Source organism: Pseudomonas cichorii (genome assembly GCF_003700275.1).
Taxonomy (GTDB): Bacteria; Pseudomonadota; Gammaproteobacteria; order Pseudomonadales; family Pseudomonadaceae; genus Aquipseudomonas; species Aquipseudomonas cichorii_B.
In genome coordinates, this window is record NZ_RBRE01000010.1 from 52,194 (window position 1) to 66,855 (window position 14,662).

13 protein-coding genes are annotated in these 14,662 nt (G+C 57.7%); 9 read left to right on the forward strand and 4 right to left on the reverse strand.

The window, feature by feature from the left end; translation table 11 throughout:
* Positions 1–5: 5 nt before the first annotated feature.
* A complete protein-coding gene (gene fhuF, locus ALQ04_RS02170; protein ID WP_122314218.1) occupies positions 6–734 on the reverse strand; it encodes a siderophore-iron reductase FhuF in 729 nt (242 codons plus the stop codon).
* 202 nt (positions 735–936) lie between these two features.
* Between fhuF and ALQ04_RS02175 the strand changes: the two genes are divergently transcribed.
* Complete coding sequence (locus ALQ04_RS02175; RefSeq protein ID WP_122314220.1) at positions 937–1,152, forward strand: MbtH family NRPS accessory protein; 216 nt, start codon at positions 937–939, stop codon at positions 1,150–1,152.
* A 37-nt stretch (positions 1,153–1,189) separates the two neighbouring features.
* A complete protein-coding gene (locus ALQ04_RS02180) occupies positions 1,190–2,602 on the forward strand; it encodes a diaminobutyrate--2-oxoglutarate transaminase (RefSeq protein WP_122314221.1) in 1,413 nt (470 codons plus the stop codon).
* Positions 2,603–2,672: 70 nt separating this feature from the next.
* Here the strand turns inward: ALQ04_RS02180 and ALQ04_RS02185 are convergent, their stop codons facing one another.
* Positions 2,673–3,743, reverse strand: a complete 1,071-nt coding sequence (locus ALQ04_RS02185; protein WP_122314222.1) for a nitronate monooxygenase family protein — start codon at positions 3,741–3,743, stop codon at positions 2,673–2,675.
* A gap of 207 nt (positions 3,744–3,950) precedes the next feature.
* On the opposite strand from ALQ04_RS02185, the gene ALQ04_RS02190 reads away from it, so the two are divergent.
* The 5 genes from ALQ04_RS02190 to ALQ04_RS02210 all read left to right on the forward strand — a co-directional run bounded on the left by ALQ04_RS02190 (position 3,951) and on the right by ALQ04_RS02210 (position 11,466).
* Complete coding sequence (locus ALQ04_RS02190) at positions 3,951–4,817, forward strand: DMT family transporter (protein WP_122314223.1); 867 nt, start codon at positions 3,951–3,953, stop codon at positions 4,815–4,817.
* 164 nt (positions 4,818–4,981) lie between these two features.
* Positions 4,982–5,941, forward strand: coding sequence for an SMP-30/gluconolactonase/LRE family protein (locus tag ALQ04_RS02195; RefSeq protein WP_183142088.1), 960 nt, complete (start codon positions 4,982–4,984; stop codon positions 5,939–5,941).
* Between the two features lie 263 nt (positions 5,942–6,204).
* Entirely contained in the window at positions 6,205–9,171 is a 2,967-nt protein-coding gene (locus ALQ04_RS02200; protein WP_122314225.1) for a LodA/GoxA family CTQ-dependent oxidase, read from the forward strand.
* The gene (locus ALQ04_RS02205) at positions 9,171–10,286 is read left to right on the forward strand and encodes an NAD(P)/FAD-dependent oxidoreductase (protein ID WP_122314226.1); all 1,116 of its coding nucleotides are present in this window, start codon (positions 9,171–9,173) and stop codon (positions 10,284–10,286) included. Before ALQ04_RS02200 ends, ALQ04_RS02205 begins: the two co-directional genes overlap by 1 nt.
* A gap of 28 nt (positions 10,287–10,314) precedes the next feature.
* Complete coding sequence (locus ALQ04_RS02210) at positions 10,315–11,466, forward strand: DUF2235 domain-containing protein (RefSeq protein WP_122314227.1); 1,152 nt, start codon at positions 10,315–10,317, stop codon at positions 11,464–11,466.
* 22 nt (positions 11,467–11,488) lie between these two features.
* Here ALQ04_RS02210 and ALQ04_RS02215 read toward each other — a convergent pair whose 3' ends face one another.
* Both ALQ04_RS02215 and ALQ04_RS02220 read right to left on the reverse strand, forming a co-directional pair.
* The gene (locus ALQ04_RS02215; protein ID WP_259644878.1) at positions 11,489–12,730 is read right to left on the reverse strand and encodes an MFS transporter; all 1,242 of its coding nucleotides are present in this window, start codon (positions 12,728–12,730) and stop codon (positions 11,489–11,491) included.
* Positions 12,731–12,880: 150 nt separating this feature from the next.
* Positions 12,881–13,186, reverse strand: coding sequence for an SDR family NAD(P)-dependent oxidoreductase (locus tag ALQ04_RS02220; protein ID WP_122314228.1), 306 nt, complete (start codon positions 13,184–13,186; stop codon positions 12,881–12,883).
* Between the two features lie 2 nt (positions 13,187–13,188).
* On the opposite strand from ALQ04_RS02220, the gene ALQ04_RS02225 reads away from it, so the two are divergent.
* Together ALQ04_RS02225 and ALQ04_RS02230 are read left to right on the forward strand one after the other, a co-directional pair.
* Positions 13,189–13,371, forward strand: a complete 183-nt coding sequence (locus ALQ04_RS02225) for a hypothetical protein (protein WP_122314229.1) — start codon at positions 13,189–13,191, stop codon at positions 13,369–13,371.
* A 182-nt stretch (positions 13,372–13,553) separates the two neighbouring features.
* The gene (locus ALQ04_RS02230) at positions 13,554–14,648 is read left to right on the forward strand and encodes an NADH:flavin oxidoreductase/NADH oxidase (RefSeq protein WP_122314230.1); all 1,095 of its coding nucleotides are present in this window, start codon (positions 13,554–13,556) and stop codon (positions 14,646–14,648) included.
* Positions 14,649–14,662 lie beyond the last annotated feature (14 nt).

The window sequence follows — 14,662 nt, forward strand, 5'->3', positions numbered from 1 at the left end:
TCGGTCTAATTATGGCTTCCAGCTTCATCCAGCGGGCAACTGCTGCAATAACCGACACCGGCAAGCCGGTAGCGAATGCAGCAGATGCGCCGGGTACGGCGGGGTTCGTCCTCGCCGACTTCCTGGTAGCGCACAGGAGTGAACAGTGGATTGCGTCGACCGTCAGGCATCAGCCGGGCGTTGAGGATTTCCCTGGCCGGTGCGGTGCTGTGAGCGCTGGCCAGCGGATGCAGGTCGAGGCGGGTGGTGACGAATTCAAAGGTATTGCCGGCATTGCTCCAGAACAGTCGGGGCGATGCGCGGGTGACCTTGACCAGGGCTTCGATGACGGGCGTCAGATGATTTTCGATCAGGCCATGAAATCGCTCGAAGGCAGAGCAGGGCAGCAGGGGTTGTCCGGCATGCGCAAGATGCAGTGCCTTTGGCCTGGAATCGCTGCCGATCTTCACTCCGGTGTCGGCGAGGGCCAGCGGCAGGTCGAGGTGCAGCAGCAGATTGGCAGCCATTGCCGGAGCCAGAAAGGTGCTGAAGTACCACTTGGACCACAACGACACCAGCGCCAGTCGCTCGTCGGTTTCATAACGCTGCAGCAGGTCATCGACGAAAGCACTGAAGTGCTGATGCTCGAAGAAGCGGTCACCCGGCACGTCTTCGCGAGGCTGGCTGCGCAGTTGCAGTTTTTCGCCATAGTCGGCAAGTGGACCAGTGAACAACGGCGCAAGGCTGGGAATCATCGGCGCATCCGTGGGCTGCTTGTTGAGAGCAGTTATCGTTCAGAGGGGCTGGAAGTATAAACAGGGCGTCAGCGTCTTGCGACTGTTCATCAACGATGTTGCCCTTTGTAAACGATGTTCGAGCAATAAAATATTAATGAGAATTGCTACCATTCGTAGTAATGTATCGAAAGTTTTTCCATCATATGTCAAGGAGCAAGCAATGAGTTTGGACAGCCCGGATACGCGCTTTCTGGTTGTAGTCAATGATGAGGAACAGTACTCGATCTGGCCGGATTATCGCAGTGTGCCTGCCGGCTGGCGCACGCTCGACATGCAGGGCAGCAAGGAAGAGTGCCTGAGCTATATCGAGAAGGTCTGGACCGATATGCGCCCGTTGAGCCTGCGCCAGGCCATGCAGGTTCAAGGACAGGGCTGATCGCCCGCGACTGTGTTTTCAACCTCAGGGATTCAATATGGAAAGCGTCCAGCCCCGTGTCTCGTCCAGCGCAACCTTTACGCTGGAACAGTTTCGCCAACAGGCACCGCGTGAACTGAACAGTAATGCCTATCTGCAGCGCCAGGCTGCCCGAGAGTCGAATGCGCGTTCCTATCCGCGACGTATTCCCCTGGCACTGCAAGAGGCGCATGGCCTTTATGTGCGCGACACTCAGGGCCAATTGTTCATGGATTGCCTGGCGGGAGCGGGGACTCTGGCGCTGGGCCATAACCATCCAGTGGCCATTGCGGCCATGCGCGAGACCCTGGATTCCGGCTTGCCCTTGCACACCCTGGACCTGACCACGCCAGTCAAGGATCGCTTTGTCGAAGACCTGTTCGCCGCCTTGCCGGAAAACTTTGCCCGGCATGCGCGTATCCAGTTCTGTGGTCCAACCGGCGCCGACGGCATCGAGGCGGCCCTGAAGCTGGCGCGGATCGCAACCGGACGCAAACCGATCATGTCGTTCTCCGGCGGTTATCACGGCATGACTCTGGGGACCTTGAGCCTGATGGGCAATCTTGGGCCGAAACAGGCACTGGGTTCGCTGATGGCCGATGTGCAGTTTCTGCCGTATCCCTATGACTATCGCTGCCCGTTCGGTATCGGTGGCGAAGCCGGGATCGATGCCGGGCTGCACTTTATCGAGCAGCTACTCGGCGACCCGGAATCGGGCGTGCTGCCACCTGCCGCGATAGTGGTCGAGGTCGTGCAGGGCGAGGGCGGGGTGATCCCGGCCCCGGTACGCTGGCTGCAGGGCTTGCGCCAGTTGACCCGCAAGCATGGCGTGGCATTGATCATCGATGAAGTGCAGACCGGCATAGGCCGGACCGGCAAGCTGTTTGCGTTTGAGCATGCGGGGATCGAGCCCGACATCCTGGTGCTTTCCAAGGCCATCGGCGGTGGCTTGCCGCTGGCGGTGGTGGTCTACCGCGAAGAGCTGGATACCTGGAAACCCGGCGCACATGCCGGCACATTCCGCGGTAACCAGATGGCCATGGCGGCGGGCGCGGCAACCCTGCGGCATATCATCAGCGAAGACCTGCCGGGGCACGCCGACGTCATGGGACAACGACTGATGGGGGCTCTGCGTCAGTTGCAGAGCGACTATCCATGCCTGGGCCAGGTGCGTGGCCGCGGTCTGATGGTGGGTGTGGAAATCGTCAGCGAAGCTGCAGGCGACAGTCGTGTACCGGCAGCGCATACGGCCCTGGCTCAGGCCATTCAGCGCCAGTGCCTGCACCTGGGCGTGATTCTGGAGCTGGGCGGGCGCCATGGCGCAGTGGTGCGATTCCTGCCACCGCTGATTATCCAGGCCGAGGAAATCGATGTGCTGGCCGGGCTTTTCCAGAAGGCTCTGGACCGCGCCATTGCAGAGGTCCGTGCCTGACACAAGTTGTACGGCTCATCAGGAACAGCTTTTTCTCACCGCGAAAAAGCTGTTCCCTTGTGGCCACATCTCAACCCCGCTGCTGTTCGCCGCGCCACTCATTGATCAACTGATTCATCAGCTCGTCCACCGCTAGCTCACGCGCCAGCGGAGCGCCCTGGCCTGCCCAGTGCGCGGCGAATTCGTGGTTGCCCAGCCTGGCGGCCACGGCATTGAGCTGCTTGGCGGCGTCATAGGCTACCGGGTACGCGGCGACTTTTATTGCCGCATGCTCGGCATGGCTGATGAACCGATTGAGAATACCTCGTGCCGGACGGCCCGACAGCGCCGGGGTCAGACGAGTGACCGCTGCGCGCTCGCTCTTCAGATTGGCGCGATAGGCTGCGTTGGCTGCGGATTCCGGGCAGAGGATGAATGCAGTGCCAAGCTGGGCTGCCGCGGCACCCAGCTCGAGGGCGGCATTGATCCCCTGACCATCCATGATTCCGCCCGCGGCGATGATCGGCAGATCAATGTGCTTGACCAGCAATCGGACCAGCACCGACATGCTCAACTGTTCATCGAGCGCCTCTGGATCGAAAAAGCCCCGGTGCCCACCCGCCTCAATGCCTTGAGCCACAATCGCATCGATTCCCAGCTTCTGGATCTGCCGTGCTTCCTGCAGGTTGGTCGCTGTTGCCAGGGTGTAGATACCTGCGCTCTTTAGCGCATCCAGCTGCTGCCCGGCAGGCAGACCGAAATGAAAGCTGACCACCGCAGGCCGCGTTTCCAGGAGCATTTCAAACACTTCATCGTCCGCGATGAAGCTTTTGTAAATCTCGTCGAGCGCCACGGGCACCTGCGCGCCGCATTCCTCAAACAATGGTTTCAGGTGCTGGAGCCATTGGTTTTCCAGAGACTCGTTGCGCAAGGCCGGAGCATGGCAAAAGACATTGACGTTGAAAGGCCGCGTGGTCAGGGCCTGGGTTTGCTCGATCATCGCTCTGGCCTGGGCAACATTACTGGCACCGATCCCCAGCGAGCCAAGACCTCCGGCGTTTGATACGGCGGCAGCCAGTTCAGGCGTGGCAACACCGGCCATGGGTGCCTGAATGATGGGGTAGATGCGCAGCCGGGCTGCGAACGAACTGACGGCACTCATGGTTTGCGACTCCGCTGGTGATCAAAGAGCATTCGATGTCTTTTATTCTTGTTCAAGATTCCTGCATTTGAAACATCTTTTCAGGTGTCTGTACCTGGAGGTGGGCGAGACACCTTGCTGGCTCCAGCACACAATCGATCACGGCAAGGTTTGGCCAAGGCACTGGAGCGAGTAAAGTGGGTCATTGATATTTGAAGGGACTCTGATATGACGGATGTAACGGCAGGCAGCGACAGACAGCGTCGCGGAATAGCCATGTGCTTGCTGGCAATGCTGATATTTGCGTCCCAGGACGCTATCACCAAGTTTCTGGTCAAGGATTTCGCCGTCGCCCAACTGCTGATGGTGCGCTACTGGACGTTCCTGCTGGTGGCGATCGTCTATCTGGCCGGGAAGGGCATTGCCAAGGCTTCGGCCCGCAGCGCCTTTCCGGTGTTACAGATTGCACGTGCATTGCTTGCTCTCGGCGAAGCGGCGCTGTTCAGTTGGGGACTGAAATATCTGGGGCTCGCTGAAAGTCATGCCTTGTTTGCGGTCTTTCCACTGTTGACGCTGGCCCTGGCGGGTTGGCTGTTACGCGAGAGAATCAGCATGCGGCACTGGGCCGCTGCGCTGGTGGGCTTTACTGGCACTCTGGTGATCCTGCGGCCGGGCTTCGCGATTTTCGATCCCGCCGCGCTGATTCCACTGTTGGCCGCACTGGCCTTTGCCTGCTACAACCTGCTGTCCCGGCACATTGGCCAGACGGATTCCTTCGCGACCAACCTGTTCTACATGGCCGTGGTCGGCGCGCTGGCTTCCTCGTGCTTCGGGATACCCGCATGGCTGCCGCCATCGCCTCGGGAGTGGATGCTGCTTGGGGTCTATTCGATTGCCGGGATGACCGCGCACCTGTTGCTGATCAAGGCCCTCGAATATGCCCCGGCTACCGTTCTGCAGCCGTTCAATTACTCGCTGCTGGTGTTTGCCACGCTGGTAGGGTTGCTGGTCTTTGGCGAGCTCCCCGACCTCTATACGGCGGTGGGTGCCGCTCTGGTGCTGGCGGGCGGTATCTATGCGATCAGGGGGCGTTGAGCAGGTCTATCAGCGTGTGAAAATAGTTACGGGAAGCTTCAATCGCTTCCTGTCGTTAAACTTTCAGGACCGGGCAGTCTCCATAGCTATCTGTCGCCTTGTGCATATAGATATCAGGACGAAATATGGATCGGCTCTTCCGGCAATTACGCAAACAAACATCGGTGCTACTGTTGGGCGGTGCTCTCCTGGCCAGTCATCATGCATTGGCATCGCCCATTACTCTGGTCGCGAATAACCCGCAATTCTCCACACTGATCAAACCCGACGCGCAGGTAGAAGTGCTTACCAGCAAGGCGCAGTGGGCAGAAGGTCCGCTATGCCTGCCCGATGGCCGCCTGATCTGGAGTGACGTGAAGGCGAACAAGGTCATGAGCTGGAAAGAGGGTGAAGGCGTCTCCACATGGCTGGATCCGGCCCATTACCAGAATGGACATGCTCTGGATGCCGAAGGTCGCGTTATTGCTGCCTCTCACGGAGAACGGGCGATTGTACGGCAGGAAGCGGATGGCAAATGGCGCACCGTCGTCGACAGATATCAGGGCAAACGTCTGAACAGCCCGAACGATGTCGTGGTCGATGACAGCGGCAATATCTGGTTCAGCGATCCAACCTTTGGCGTCCAGAACAAGGCCGAAAGTTACGGCGGTACGCCGGAACAGGGCGGAGAGTACCTGTATCGCTACGACACGAAGCGTGAGCAACTGACCCGGCTGAACACCCCCGGCCTGCACGCACCCAATGGCCTGGCCTTTTCACCCGATCAAAGCCTGCTGTATGTAGCCGACTCGCAATTGGCCCATGACTTCAAGAACCCGAAACTGGCCCATCGCGTCATGGTTTATGAGGTGCGCGACGGGGTGTTGAGCAATGGCCGGGTATTTGCCGAGATTACCTCCGGCATCCCGGATGGTCTCAAGGTCGACGAGCGAGGCAATGTCTGGAGCAGTAGCAAGGAAGGTATCCAGGTGTTTTCTGCACAGGGGGAATTGCTTGGGAAACTGCTGGTGGCGGCAAAGGATACCGGCAACCTGGCTTTCTGTTCTGCCGGGGACCGGCATTGGGTTTATGTAACGGCGGCGGATAAGGTTTTGCGGATGCGGGTGCTGGTTGGGGGGAGTTGATGTTCCCGAGCAACGCTGTTGTCAGGGTGTGCAACAGCGCTTGAAACAGCAAACTTCACAAGCGGTGAAACACTCGTTGCCGTGAGGCAAGGAAACGACGTCCTGCCTCTCACCATGCGACAAACCTAAAATACTCTCCCATGCACTATGGCAATTGGCCTTCACGCTGAGCTAATGTGGCGCCTTACCAAGGTCTCAGCCTAGAAGACCCGTCATCTGTTCAGTTGCAGTTACCGATGATTCAGCCAGCAGGGAGAGTGAGCATGAGCAATGAAGCCGATCCAATTCCATCGTGTTTTGACCGTGCCGACCAGGCACCTGAGCGTCTCACCGAAATGTTCGTGGGTATCGTTCAGGAGGGTCGTATCAAGCTTGGCCAGCGTCCGGCCGAACGGGCAGTCTTTCGCAAGCTGCATGGCGTCGCCAGTGGCCGGCTGGTCATGGAGAAGAACATTCCAGCCGAGTTGAAAGTGGGTGTGTTTGCCCATGACAGCCTCGATGCATGGGTTCGATTCTCCAGCGATACCACACCGACATCGCCCGATCTGGGCAGTACCGTTGGCATCGCCATCAAGTTGTACGGAGTATCCGGTCCCAAGGCCTTGGGGGAGAGCGGAGACACCGCCGACTTCATCATGCAGAACTTCCCGGTCTTCTTTGTCGACAACGCCAAGGAAATGACCGAGTTCACCTATGCAGGCGTAGTAGCCAGGGATTATCCAGGCTATCTGAAGAAGCACCCCAAGACCAATGCCATTCTCAACCGGATGGGCGACAAGATCGAAGGGAGTGTGCTGACCACGCAATACTGGGCCATTCTGCCTTTCAAGTCGGGTGAGCAGCATTACGTCAAATATCGCCTTGATCCGGTGACGCCACCGGAGAATGTCGCCAACGACGCCACCGATTACCTGGCCGTCGACCTGGGCCGGCGCCTTGAACAGCGGGAGTACCAGTTCCGCTTCATGGTGCAATTGCGGACCAACAAGAAAAGCATGCCGCTCGACCAGGCCACCGTGGAGTGGCCGGAAAGTGAAAGTCCTTTCGTGCATGTTGCGACGCTGACGCTGTCCCAACAGGACATTGCCACTCGCGGACAGGCTGAGTATGGCCAGGGGCTGGGCTTTAATATCTGGCGCGTTCCTTTGGCACAGACGCCCGTTGGCTCGATTGCCGAAGCACGCAAGATGGTTTACGCAGCTGGCGCAAACGCGCGCCATGAAGCCAACGGCCAGGGTTTACAGGATCCGTCCTCGCCACGCCCTGCTTCTTGTCCTTACTCGGGGGCGCAGACTTCAGCCACCGGCATGTCTTATCCGGTCGAGAAGGACACATGCATTGTCAAAGCGGTGATTTACCCTGCAATCGGCGTGGCCCGGGTAGGCTCCAGTGAATCGGAATGGTTTGTCGGCCCGGAGGTCGATAATCCACCGGCGCAATCGCCGGGTTATTACCGCGATGCGAAAAAACAACTGAAGCGCCAGGCTGCCAGGTTTCGGGTCTATGGTGTGAATGCCAAGGGCGAGATCGTTAATGAACTCACTCCCGATAACGCGAAGATCCGCTGGAATGTCCAGTTGGGTAACGAGAAGTCTGCCTGGTATGGCTTTCAGCTGGCCCTCGATATCCCCGAGGCGGCATCGGCGCCGCCAACGACGCTGCGCAATGCTGCCATTGCTGACCGGACGCAACTGGCAATCAGGCCCAAGGCAAAAACAGTCTCAGGCAAGAACTCAAAACCCAAGAAGTTCGATGACGGCCAGTTCATGGGCCAGAAGGTCTATCTGGGTGAAACCTTTACCGATGAGAATGGACGCCTGATTGTCCTGGGTGGCCATGGTGCTGCGGCTTCGTATGACGATAGCCGGGCAATCACCTTCGCCAACAATGAAGGCTGGTATGACGATACTTCGGACGGGCCGGTGAATGCCGAGGTGACTTATCTGGGGCAGCAATTGATGGTCGATCCTGCCTGGATCGTCGTCGCACCGCCTAACTTCGGACCGCAACGAAAGTCCGTGCGGACCATGTGGGACCTGATGCGCGATGTCGCTATCAACGCAGGCAACTTGCCGATGCCGGTGCGACCAAGCTTTACTTTCGACATTCTGCCGCTCTTCGAGCGACTGGCGGGTTTGCAGTGGGTAAACGCCGGTTTCGCTGCGGGTTTTGGCTGGAAAGGTGCCAATGACCTGGTCACGCCACAGGCACTTGCACGCCTGTCCAGCGCGAGCAATACCTATACCGAACTACGCCGCACCATCGCCAACTCGTTCCGTAACGATGCGGTGGACAGCTGGTCGCCCAAACCCTGGCCCTGGTTGTACGGTGATGCAATGGCAGTGCCGGCGGCCCAGACACCACGGCAGAATGCTTCCCTGAGCGCCACTCAATTGGCAATGTTGGCGCAATGGGCAGCAGGCGATTTTGTCGAGGACTATTCCCCGTCCCGAATCTGGCCAGTTTCCCTGGATAAGGTGCCGCTTGCCGAACAAGGCGACATGCTGACCAAGGCTGCGCTGGACTTCTGTCTCGCCGATGCTTTCCACCCCGGCTGTGAAATGACCTGGCCGGTGCGGACCAGCACTATGTACATGGCACCGTTCCGTTTTGCCCATGCACTGGAAGGCTGGATCGCGCCGGGCTTGGGAGAAGTCATCACCTACGATGCAATCAACCTGCCTAATGGTCCGCTCTGCGGTCAGCAGCCTGGTGGTATCACGCGCTGGATGGCCGTGCCCTGGCAAACCGACACTGCCAGTTGCCGTTCTGGCTATGACAAGAACTATGACCCGTATGTGCCTTCGTTCTGGCCTGCGAGGGTTCCGAACCAGGTCTTGACCAAACAGAACTATGAGATTGTCATGGACGAGAAAAAGCCGCTGGGTGAACGCCTGGCTGCCTTCGCCAATCGTGCTTCGTGGATCGAGCCACTGGGTAGCACCAGCTATACCGACCAGATCAACAATATGATCCATCACTTCGATCATCTGGGCGTTGTAGAGGTGCATCCAGGACCTGGCGACAGGGAGAACTTTCCCGCGCATATCGAAGTGGAAGACCAGCATGTACCGATCAAGGACATGGGCGCTCCGCACAAAGATGCCAAACCTACAGCTCACCACGAACCGCTGTTGTCTGTGGGTGCCTTTAGCGGTACTCGGGCTGAATCCGTGGATCTCATGACCATTGAAAAAGTCCAACGCTTCGGACGCGGTCAACCACGCTGATGTCGACCGTTGCCGACCTCAAGGCCGATGTGCTGGTACTTGGCAGTGGTCCGGCGGCATGCTCTCTGGCGCTCAACCTGGCACCTTTCCATAACGTCCTGATGGTGGACAAAGGGGAGGGCAAAGGTCTGAGCGTTGGCGAGTCGCTGCCTGCGGCGGCGGGACGGCTGTTTCGGGATATGGGTCTGCTGGATGAATTTTTGCAGCAGAACCATGCCCCTTGCCTTGCCAGCCGTGGAGCCTGGGGCAGTCACCAGTCATGGGATCAACACGCCATGCGCAATCTGGATGGTCATGGCTGGCACCTGGATCGCAGGTTGTTCGATGCCTGGCTATTGCAGGTTGCGCAAAAACGCGGCGCGGCGTTGCTGCAGAAAACCCGGCTGGTCAACATTCACGAGCCTTCAGGCGATACTCCCTGGCGATTGGAGTTTGAGCGCGCAGGGCAGCGCTTGACGGTTGATACCCGCTTCGTCATCGACGCTACCGGCCGCAGCAGCGCTTTTGCCAGGCTGCTTGGCTACAAACGCCTGATCAAGGACAAACTGGTCTGTGGTTGGGTGTTTGGCGAGGATCGTATCGAGGGCGGCATCAGTGAATTACATGCGGAAGCCGGAGGCTGGTGGTACACATCACCACTTCCCGGCAATCGCAGGCTGCTGTCCTTTTATACCGACGCGGACCTGGATACCGCTGGCTCTGCCTACAGCAGCGAAGGCCTGCTGGCCCGACTGCAAAATGTGCCTGAGTTGCGCAGTAACCTTGCCAGCCATGGCTTTACTGCCAGCGAACAGCACGGGTTTTGCGCGGCGCATACGGCCATGCTGGAACAGGTGGCGGGAGAGAACTGGCTAGCGGTTGGCGACGCGGCGCTATCTTTTGACCCGCTGTCGGCGCAAGGACTGTTCAATGCGCTCTACACTGGCCTTGCGGGAGCGCAAGCCACCCATCTGCAGTTACAGGGCGACGGGGAGGCGTTGAGTCTTTATCAGGCCGAGCTACAGCGTATCGAATCAGCCTATATGGCTCACATACAAGCCTGGTATCACGAGGAAAGTCGCTGGCAGGATCAGCCTTTCTGGCAACGACGGCAAACGACGACCGCCCTACAGTAATTATCAGCAGACGTTACAGGAGTTACTCATGTCTGATGTCAAACGCATTGCGCTGTTTCTGGACGGTACCTGGAACAATGTGGACGATAATACCAACGTGTACCGCGCCAAATCCCTATGCAACAAATCGCCCGAGCAACTCTGTTACTACAGTGCCGGTGTAGGTACCCAGGCCGGGGATCATATTGCCGGCGGGATGTTTGGTATCGGCATCAATCAGGAAGTCCTCAGCGCCTACGAGTGGCTGGTCGATCACTATGAGCCCGATGCCAGGATATTCATTTTCGGCTTCAGCCGCGGAGCCTTTACCGCCCGAAGCCTTGCCGGATTCATTTCCATTTGTGGCCTGCTCAAACCCGGTTCGCCCATTTCCTTGAAGCAGCTTTACGAGCGTTATCGCAAGGGCAAGGCCGAGCATTCCATTCGCGCCCTGGCGCATATCGATGACAACGATCTGTCGCAGGAAGACAAATGGCTCAAGCGTTACTCCCGGCCGATCCCCGTGTGGTTCCAGGGTGTATGGGACACTGTGGGCGCACTCGGTGTGCCGTTGCCGTGGGCGCCGCATATCAGCAGCGAAGACTTTGCCTTCCTTGAGACAGACCTGCGAATCAATGACACCTACGCCTATCACGCCATGGCCATCGACGAACATCGCGAAGCGTTCAAACCGACCTTGTGGCAAAAACAGACACCGAAGCAGGGCGACACCTACAAGCCCCGCGATCTGGCTGACGTCGAACAGCGCTGGTTCGTCGGGGCACACGCCAATGTCGGTGGCGGTTATGAAAATGACCTGCTGGCCCAGGTACCCCTGCAATGGTTGATGAACAAGGCCGCAAGCCATGGGCTGATATTCAACAGTGAAGTGACCCTAGATGGCGACGAGGCAGGCTGCCCGATCAGGGATTCCTATGCCGAAATGGCCCATGGTCTCTATGAGGTCGTAACCTTGGGCAAACATTACTATCGCCCGATCGGGACCGCGCCGATAGATAACGGAACCAGCATTACCACCGTCATCAATGAAACCATTGATGCGTCAGTGTTTGAGCGCTGGAGGAAGGACTCCGGTTATCGGCCGAAGAACCTTGCTGACTGGGGCGCGCGGCATGATGTGGATCCGGGACAGTTGTCGGGCAATGTGTCGGCGGCTGATCCGGCGTTGTCCGTGCCATAGTTCACCAAAGGCAATCCGGGCGTCATGCCTGCGCAGTCTGGGCAGGGGAGTCACATGCATGTTGAGCTTCCTGCTCCTGGGCTCGCGCAGTCATGACGGTCAGCACTGCCGATATGATCAACAGCGCGGCACTCATTTCAAATGTGGCACTGTAGCCGTAATGATCGAAAAGCACGCCACCCAGCGTTGCGCCGAGCATGATTGCCAACTGCACCACGGCAACCAGCAATCCGCCACCGGCCTCGGCATCCTGCGGCATTGTCCTTGCCAGCCAGGTCCACCAGCCCACGGGGGCTGCCGTGGCGACCAGCCCCCAAAGCCCCAGCGCAACGGCAGTAAGCCACAGCGAGCTACCCACATAGGCATAGGTCAGCGAGATAGCCAGAACAGCCATCAGCAAGGGGATGAAGGTCAATACCCGGTAGACGCCGTTTTTCAGCAGCCCGCCAATCAGCAAGGTTCCGAGAAACCCTGCCACGCCTACCAGCAGCAAGAGAAACGACAAGGTCGATACGTCTACCTGTGTCACGCTTTCAAGAAAAGGGCGCAGATAGGTGTAGAGCGAAAACTGCCCCATGAAAAACAGGCTCGAAGCCGCCATGCCGAAAGCGACAGGCTTGCGCTTGAGCAATTTGAACACGTTGCCGGACCGCCGCTCGGCTTCAGGTTTCATTGAGGGCAGGCTGAACAGCTTCCAGCACAAGGCGATGACTGCCACCGGGACAACGGCAAAGAACGCCAGTCGCCATCCGATGATAGAGCTGAGAAAACTGCCCAAGGACGCGGCGATAACCGTTGCAAGTGCATTGCCGCTGTTAAGGATCGCCAATGCGCGAGGCACCTTGTCTTCGGGGACAAGGCGCATGGCGGTAGCCGCCGACAACGACCAGAAACCGCCAATGGCCACACCAATCAGAGCGCGACCGACCATGAATACGGCGTAATTGGGCGCAAAGGCAACCACGGTTCCCGAGATGATCATCAGCAGCGTCAACGAGGCCAGAAGCACCTTGCGATTCAGGTGTCCTGCCAGCGCAGACACGCAGAGGCTGGTGATCAGCGCGAATGCACCGGAAACGGCAATGGCTTGTCCGGCCTGGCCTTCAGTCACCAGAAGATCCCTGGCGATCGGGGTCAACAGGCTGACGGGCATGAACTCAGAAGCCACCAGTGCAAAGGCTGCCATGGCCATGGCCAGCACTGCGCCCCAGGCAGCAGTCGGGCTGGCGGCGTTTGTAGAAGTCGAGGAAGTGTCTGTTTTCATTAGGTCCTGCTTTGTATCGTTATCGGTCATGCAAATTCCGGGCGTTGAGAAACACCGCAATCATGCAAAGGTCAGGTGGGGCGACAAGAATAAGGCGTGAAATAATCTGTAATAACCGTATAAAAAGAATGCACCTATGTGCAGGATTGATTAATCGTGTTTGTGGCTTGAGGCAGCGGGCCGGCGTATTGGGGGGGAGATGGCGGTGACAGGGTTGACGAGAACATCGAGTTGTTCAAAACGCTCGACGGCTGAATATATTGCCGCGATTGCTTGTGCTTCATTAGTGATGTCCAGTGCAAGTGGGAGTAGATGATCATGACTGCCCAGTGCACTTATCAAAACCTGTAAATCCCGGTCTGTAACTACGACCTTATCACCGGTAGCGAGCGCTGCTTTAGCGATTTCTGTTCCTGGCCCACGTGTCGTATCGGTGATAAACCATGCTTTACTCATGAATGCTGCCTCTCAGGAATGAGCTGATTGCTGCGATCCAGCGTGTTGATCTGGAGCAGGCTGATGCGCATGACGTGCACTGGCGTGTGCGTATCGACGATGCAAAGTTGCATGAGTCACTTGGCAGTCGTGGCGTGCACGTCGACAACAAGACATCCTCCAACTATATCTTTTACAAACTGTAGGCAACTGCATGCGCTCAATTTATGCATTTCAAATTCTGGAAATACCCGGAAACAACTAGGGCAAACGGTATTGCCATTCTGAAATCGCGTCATTTTGTGCAGTCTTTCGCTTCTATCAGGCAAATAACAAGCTCCCTGCAAAGCCCATAATCCGCTTATCAAATCAACAAGCGGATTAGCTCATGACCTCGCTGTTTTCACCATACCGACTGAAGGATGTCACGCTGCGTAACCGCATTGTGGCTTCGCCAATGTGTCAGTACCAAGCCGTGGATGGCATGCTCAATGGCTGGCATAAAACCCACTATGAAACACTGGCAAAAGGCGGGGCAGGTTTGGTAGTGGTCGAGGCTACTTCAGTCAATCCTGAGGGCCGGATCACACCTGGCGATACCGGGATCTGGAGTGATAACCATGTTGCCAGTTTTGCCGATATTGTCTCGCTAATCAAAAACGCCGGAGCTGTGCCCGGCATTCAACTGAGTCACGCCGGGCGAAAAGCCGGATGTACGCCACCCTGGATGGGAGGGCATCCACTCGAAGAGTCAGATGAGCAGAGCTGGAAGCCTGTTTCATCGAGTGCTCTCCCTTACGCGCCGGACTCTTCCTATATTCCTGACGAGTTGACGCTCGAAGGAATCAAAAACATACAAGCTGACTTCGCGAGCGCTGCTGAGCGAGCCCATCGTGCAGGATTCAAATGGCTGGAACTGCATTTTGCGCACGGTTTTCTTGGCCAAAGTTTTATCTCTGCGAAGGCAAATATTCGTACTGACGAATACGGCGGATCGTTGCCCAACCGAGCGCGTTTCCTGCTGGAAATTGTAACCGCGGTAAAGCAGGTCTGGCCCTCCAATCTCCCGCTGACGGTTCGTTTTGGCATCATCGATTTTGAAGAGGATCTCGAAGAGTCACTGGCGGAGACGACTCAGGTGCTTCGCTGGTTGCAGGAGCAGGGTGTAGATTTCGTGGATTGCTCTCTCTCCCTTGCGGTGCCTGGCGAGCCGGTGCCATGGGGACCGAATTTCATGGTGCCGTTTGCACAGCGCATACGCACTGAAACGGGCCTGCCTGTCGGCACAAGCTGGATGATTACAGACGCTCATCAGGCCGATGATTTCGTACGCTCCGGATCCCTGGATCTTGTCTGTTTTGCCCGGACGCTACTGGCCAATCCTCACTGGCCATTCCAGGCAGCGCGGGCGCTGGGTATTTCTGATCCGGCCTCGGTGTTGCCGACACCTTACGCTTACTGGTTGCAGAACTGGGCGGACTGATGTTGTAGCGCACA

Excerpts from the sequence above, each read along its gene's own strand:
- fhuF (WP_122314218.1), bottom strand. The coding sequence starts at position 734 with ATGATTCCCAGCCTTGCGCCGTTGTTCACTGGTCCACTTGCCGACTAT.
- ALQ04_RS02175 (WP_122314220.1), top strand. The coding sequence starts at position 937 with ATGAGTTTGGACAGCCCGGATACGCGCTTTCTGGTTGTAGTCAATGAT.
- ALQ04_RS02180 (WP_122314221.1), top strand. The coding sequence starts at position 1,190 with ATGGAAAGCGTCCAGCCCCGTGTCTCGTCCAGCGCAACCTTTACGCTG.
- ALQ04_RS02185 (WP_122314222.1), bottom strand. The coding sequence starts at position 3,743 with ATGAGTGCCGTCAGTTCGTTCGCAGCCCGGCTGCGCATCTACCCCATC.
- ALQ04_RS02190 (WP_122314223.1), top strand. The coding sequence starts at position 3,951 with ATGACGGATGTAACGGCAGGCAGCGACAGACAGCGTCGCGGAATAGCC.
- ALQ04_RS02200 (WP_122314225.1), top strand. The coding sequence starts at position 6,205 with ATGAGCAATGAAGCCGATCCAATTCCATCGTGTTTTGACCGTGCCGAC.
- ALQ04_RS02205 (WP_122314226.1), top strand. The coding sequence starts at position 9,171 with ATGTCGACCGTTGCCGACCTCAAGGCCGATGTGCTGGTACTTGGCAGT.
- ALQ04_RS02210 (WP_122314227.1), top strand. The coding sequence starts at position 10,315 with ATGTCTGATGTCAAACGCATTGCGCTGTTTCTGGACGGTACCTGGAAC.
- ALQ04_RS02215 (WP_259644878.1), bottom strand. The coding sequence starts at position 12,730 with ATGAAAACAGACACTTCCTCGACTTCTACAAACGCCGCCAGCCCGACT.
- ALQ04_RS02220 (WP_122314228.1), bottom strand. The coding sequence starts at position 13,186 with ATGAGTAAAGCATGGTTTATCACCGATACGACACGTGGGCCAGGAACA.
- ALQ04_RS02225 (WP_122314229.1), top strand. The coding sequence starts at position 13,189 with ATGCTGCCTCTCAGGAATGAGCTGATTGCTGCGATCCAGCGTGTTGAT.
- ALQ04_RS02230 (WP_122314230.1), top strand. The coding sequence starts at position 13,554 with ATGACCTCGCTGTTTTCACCATACCGACTGAAGGATGTCACGCTGCGT.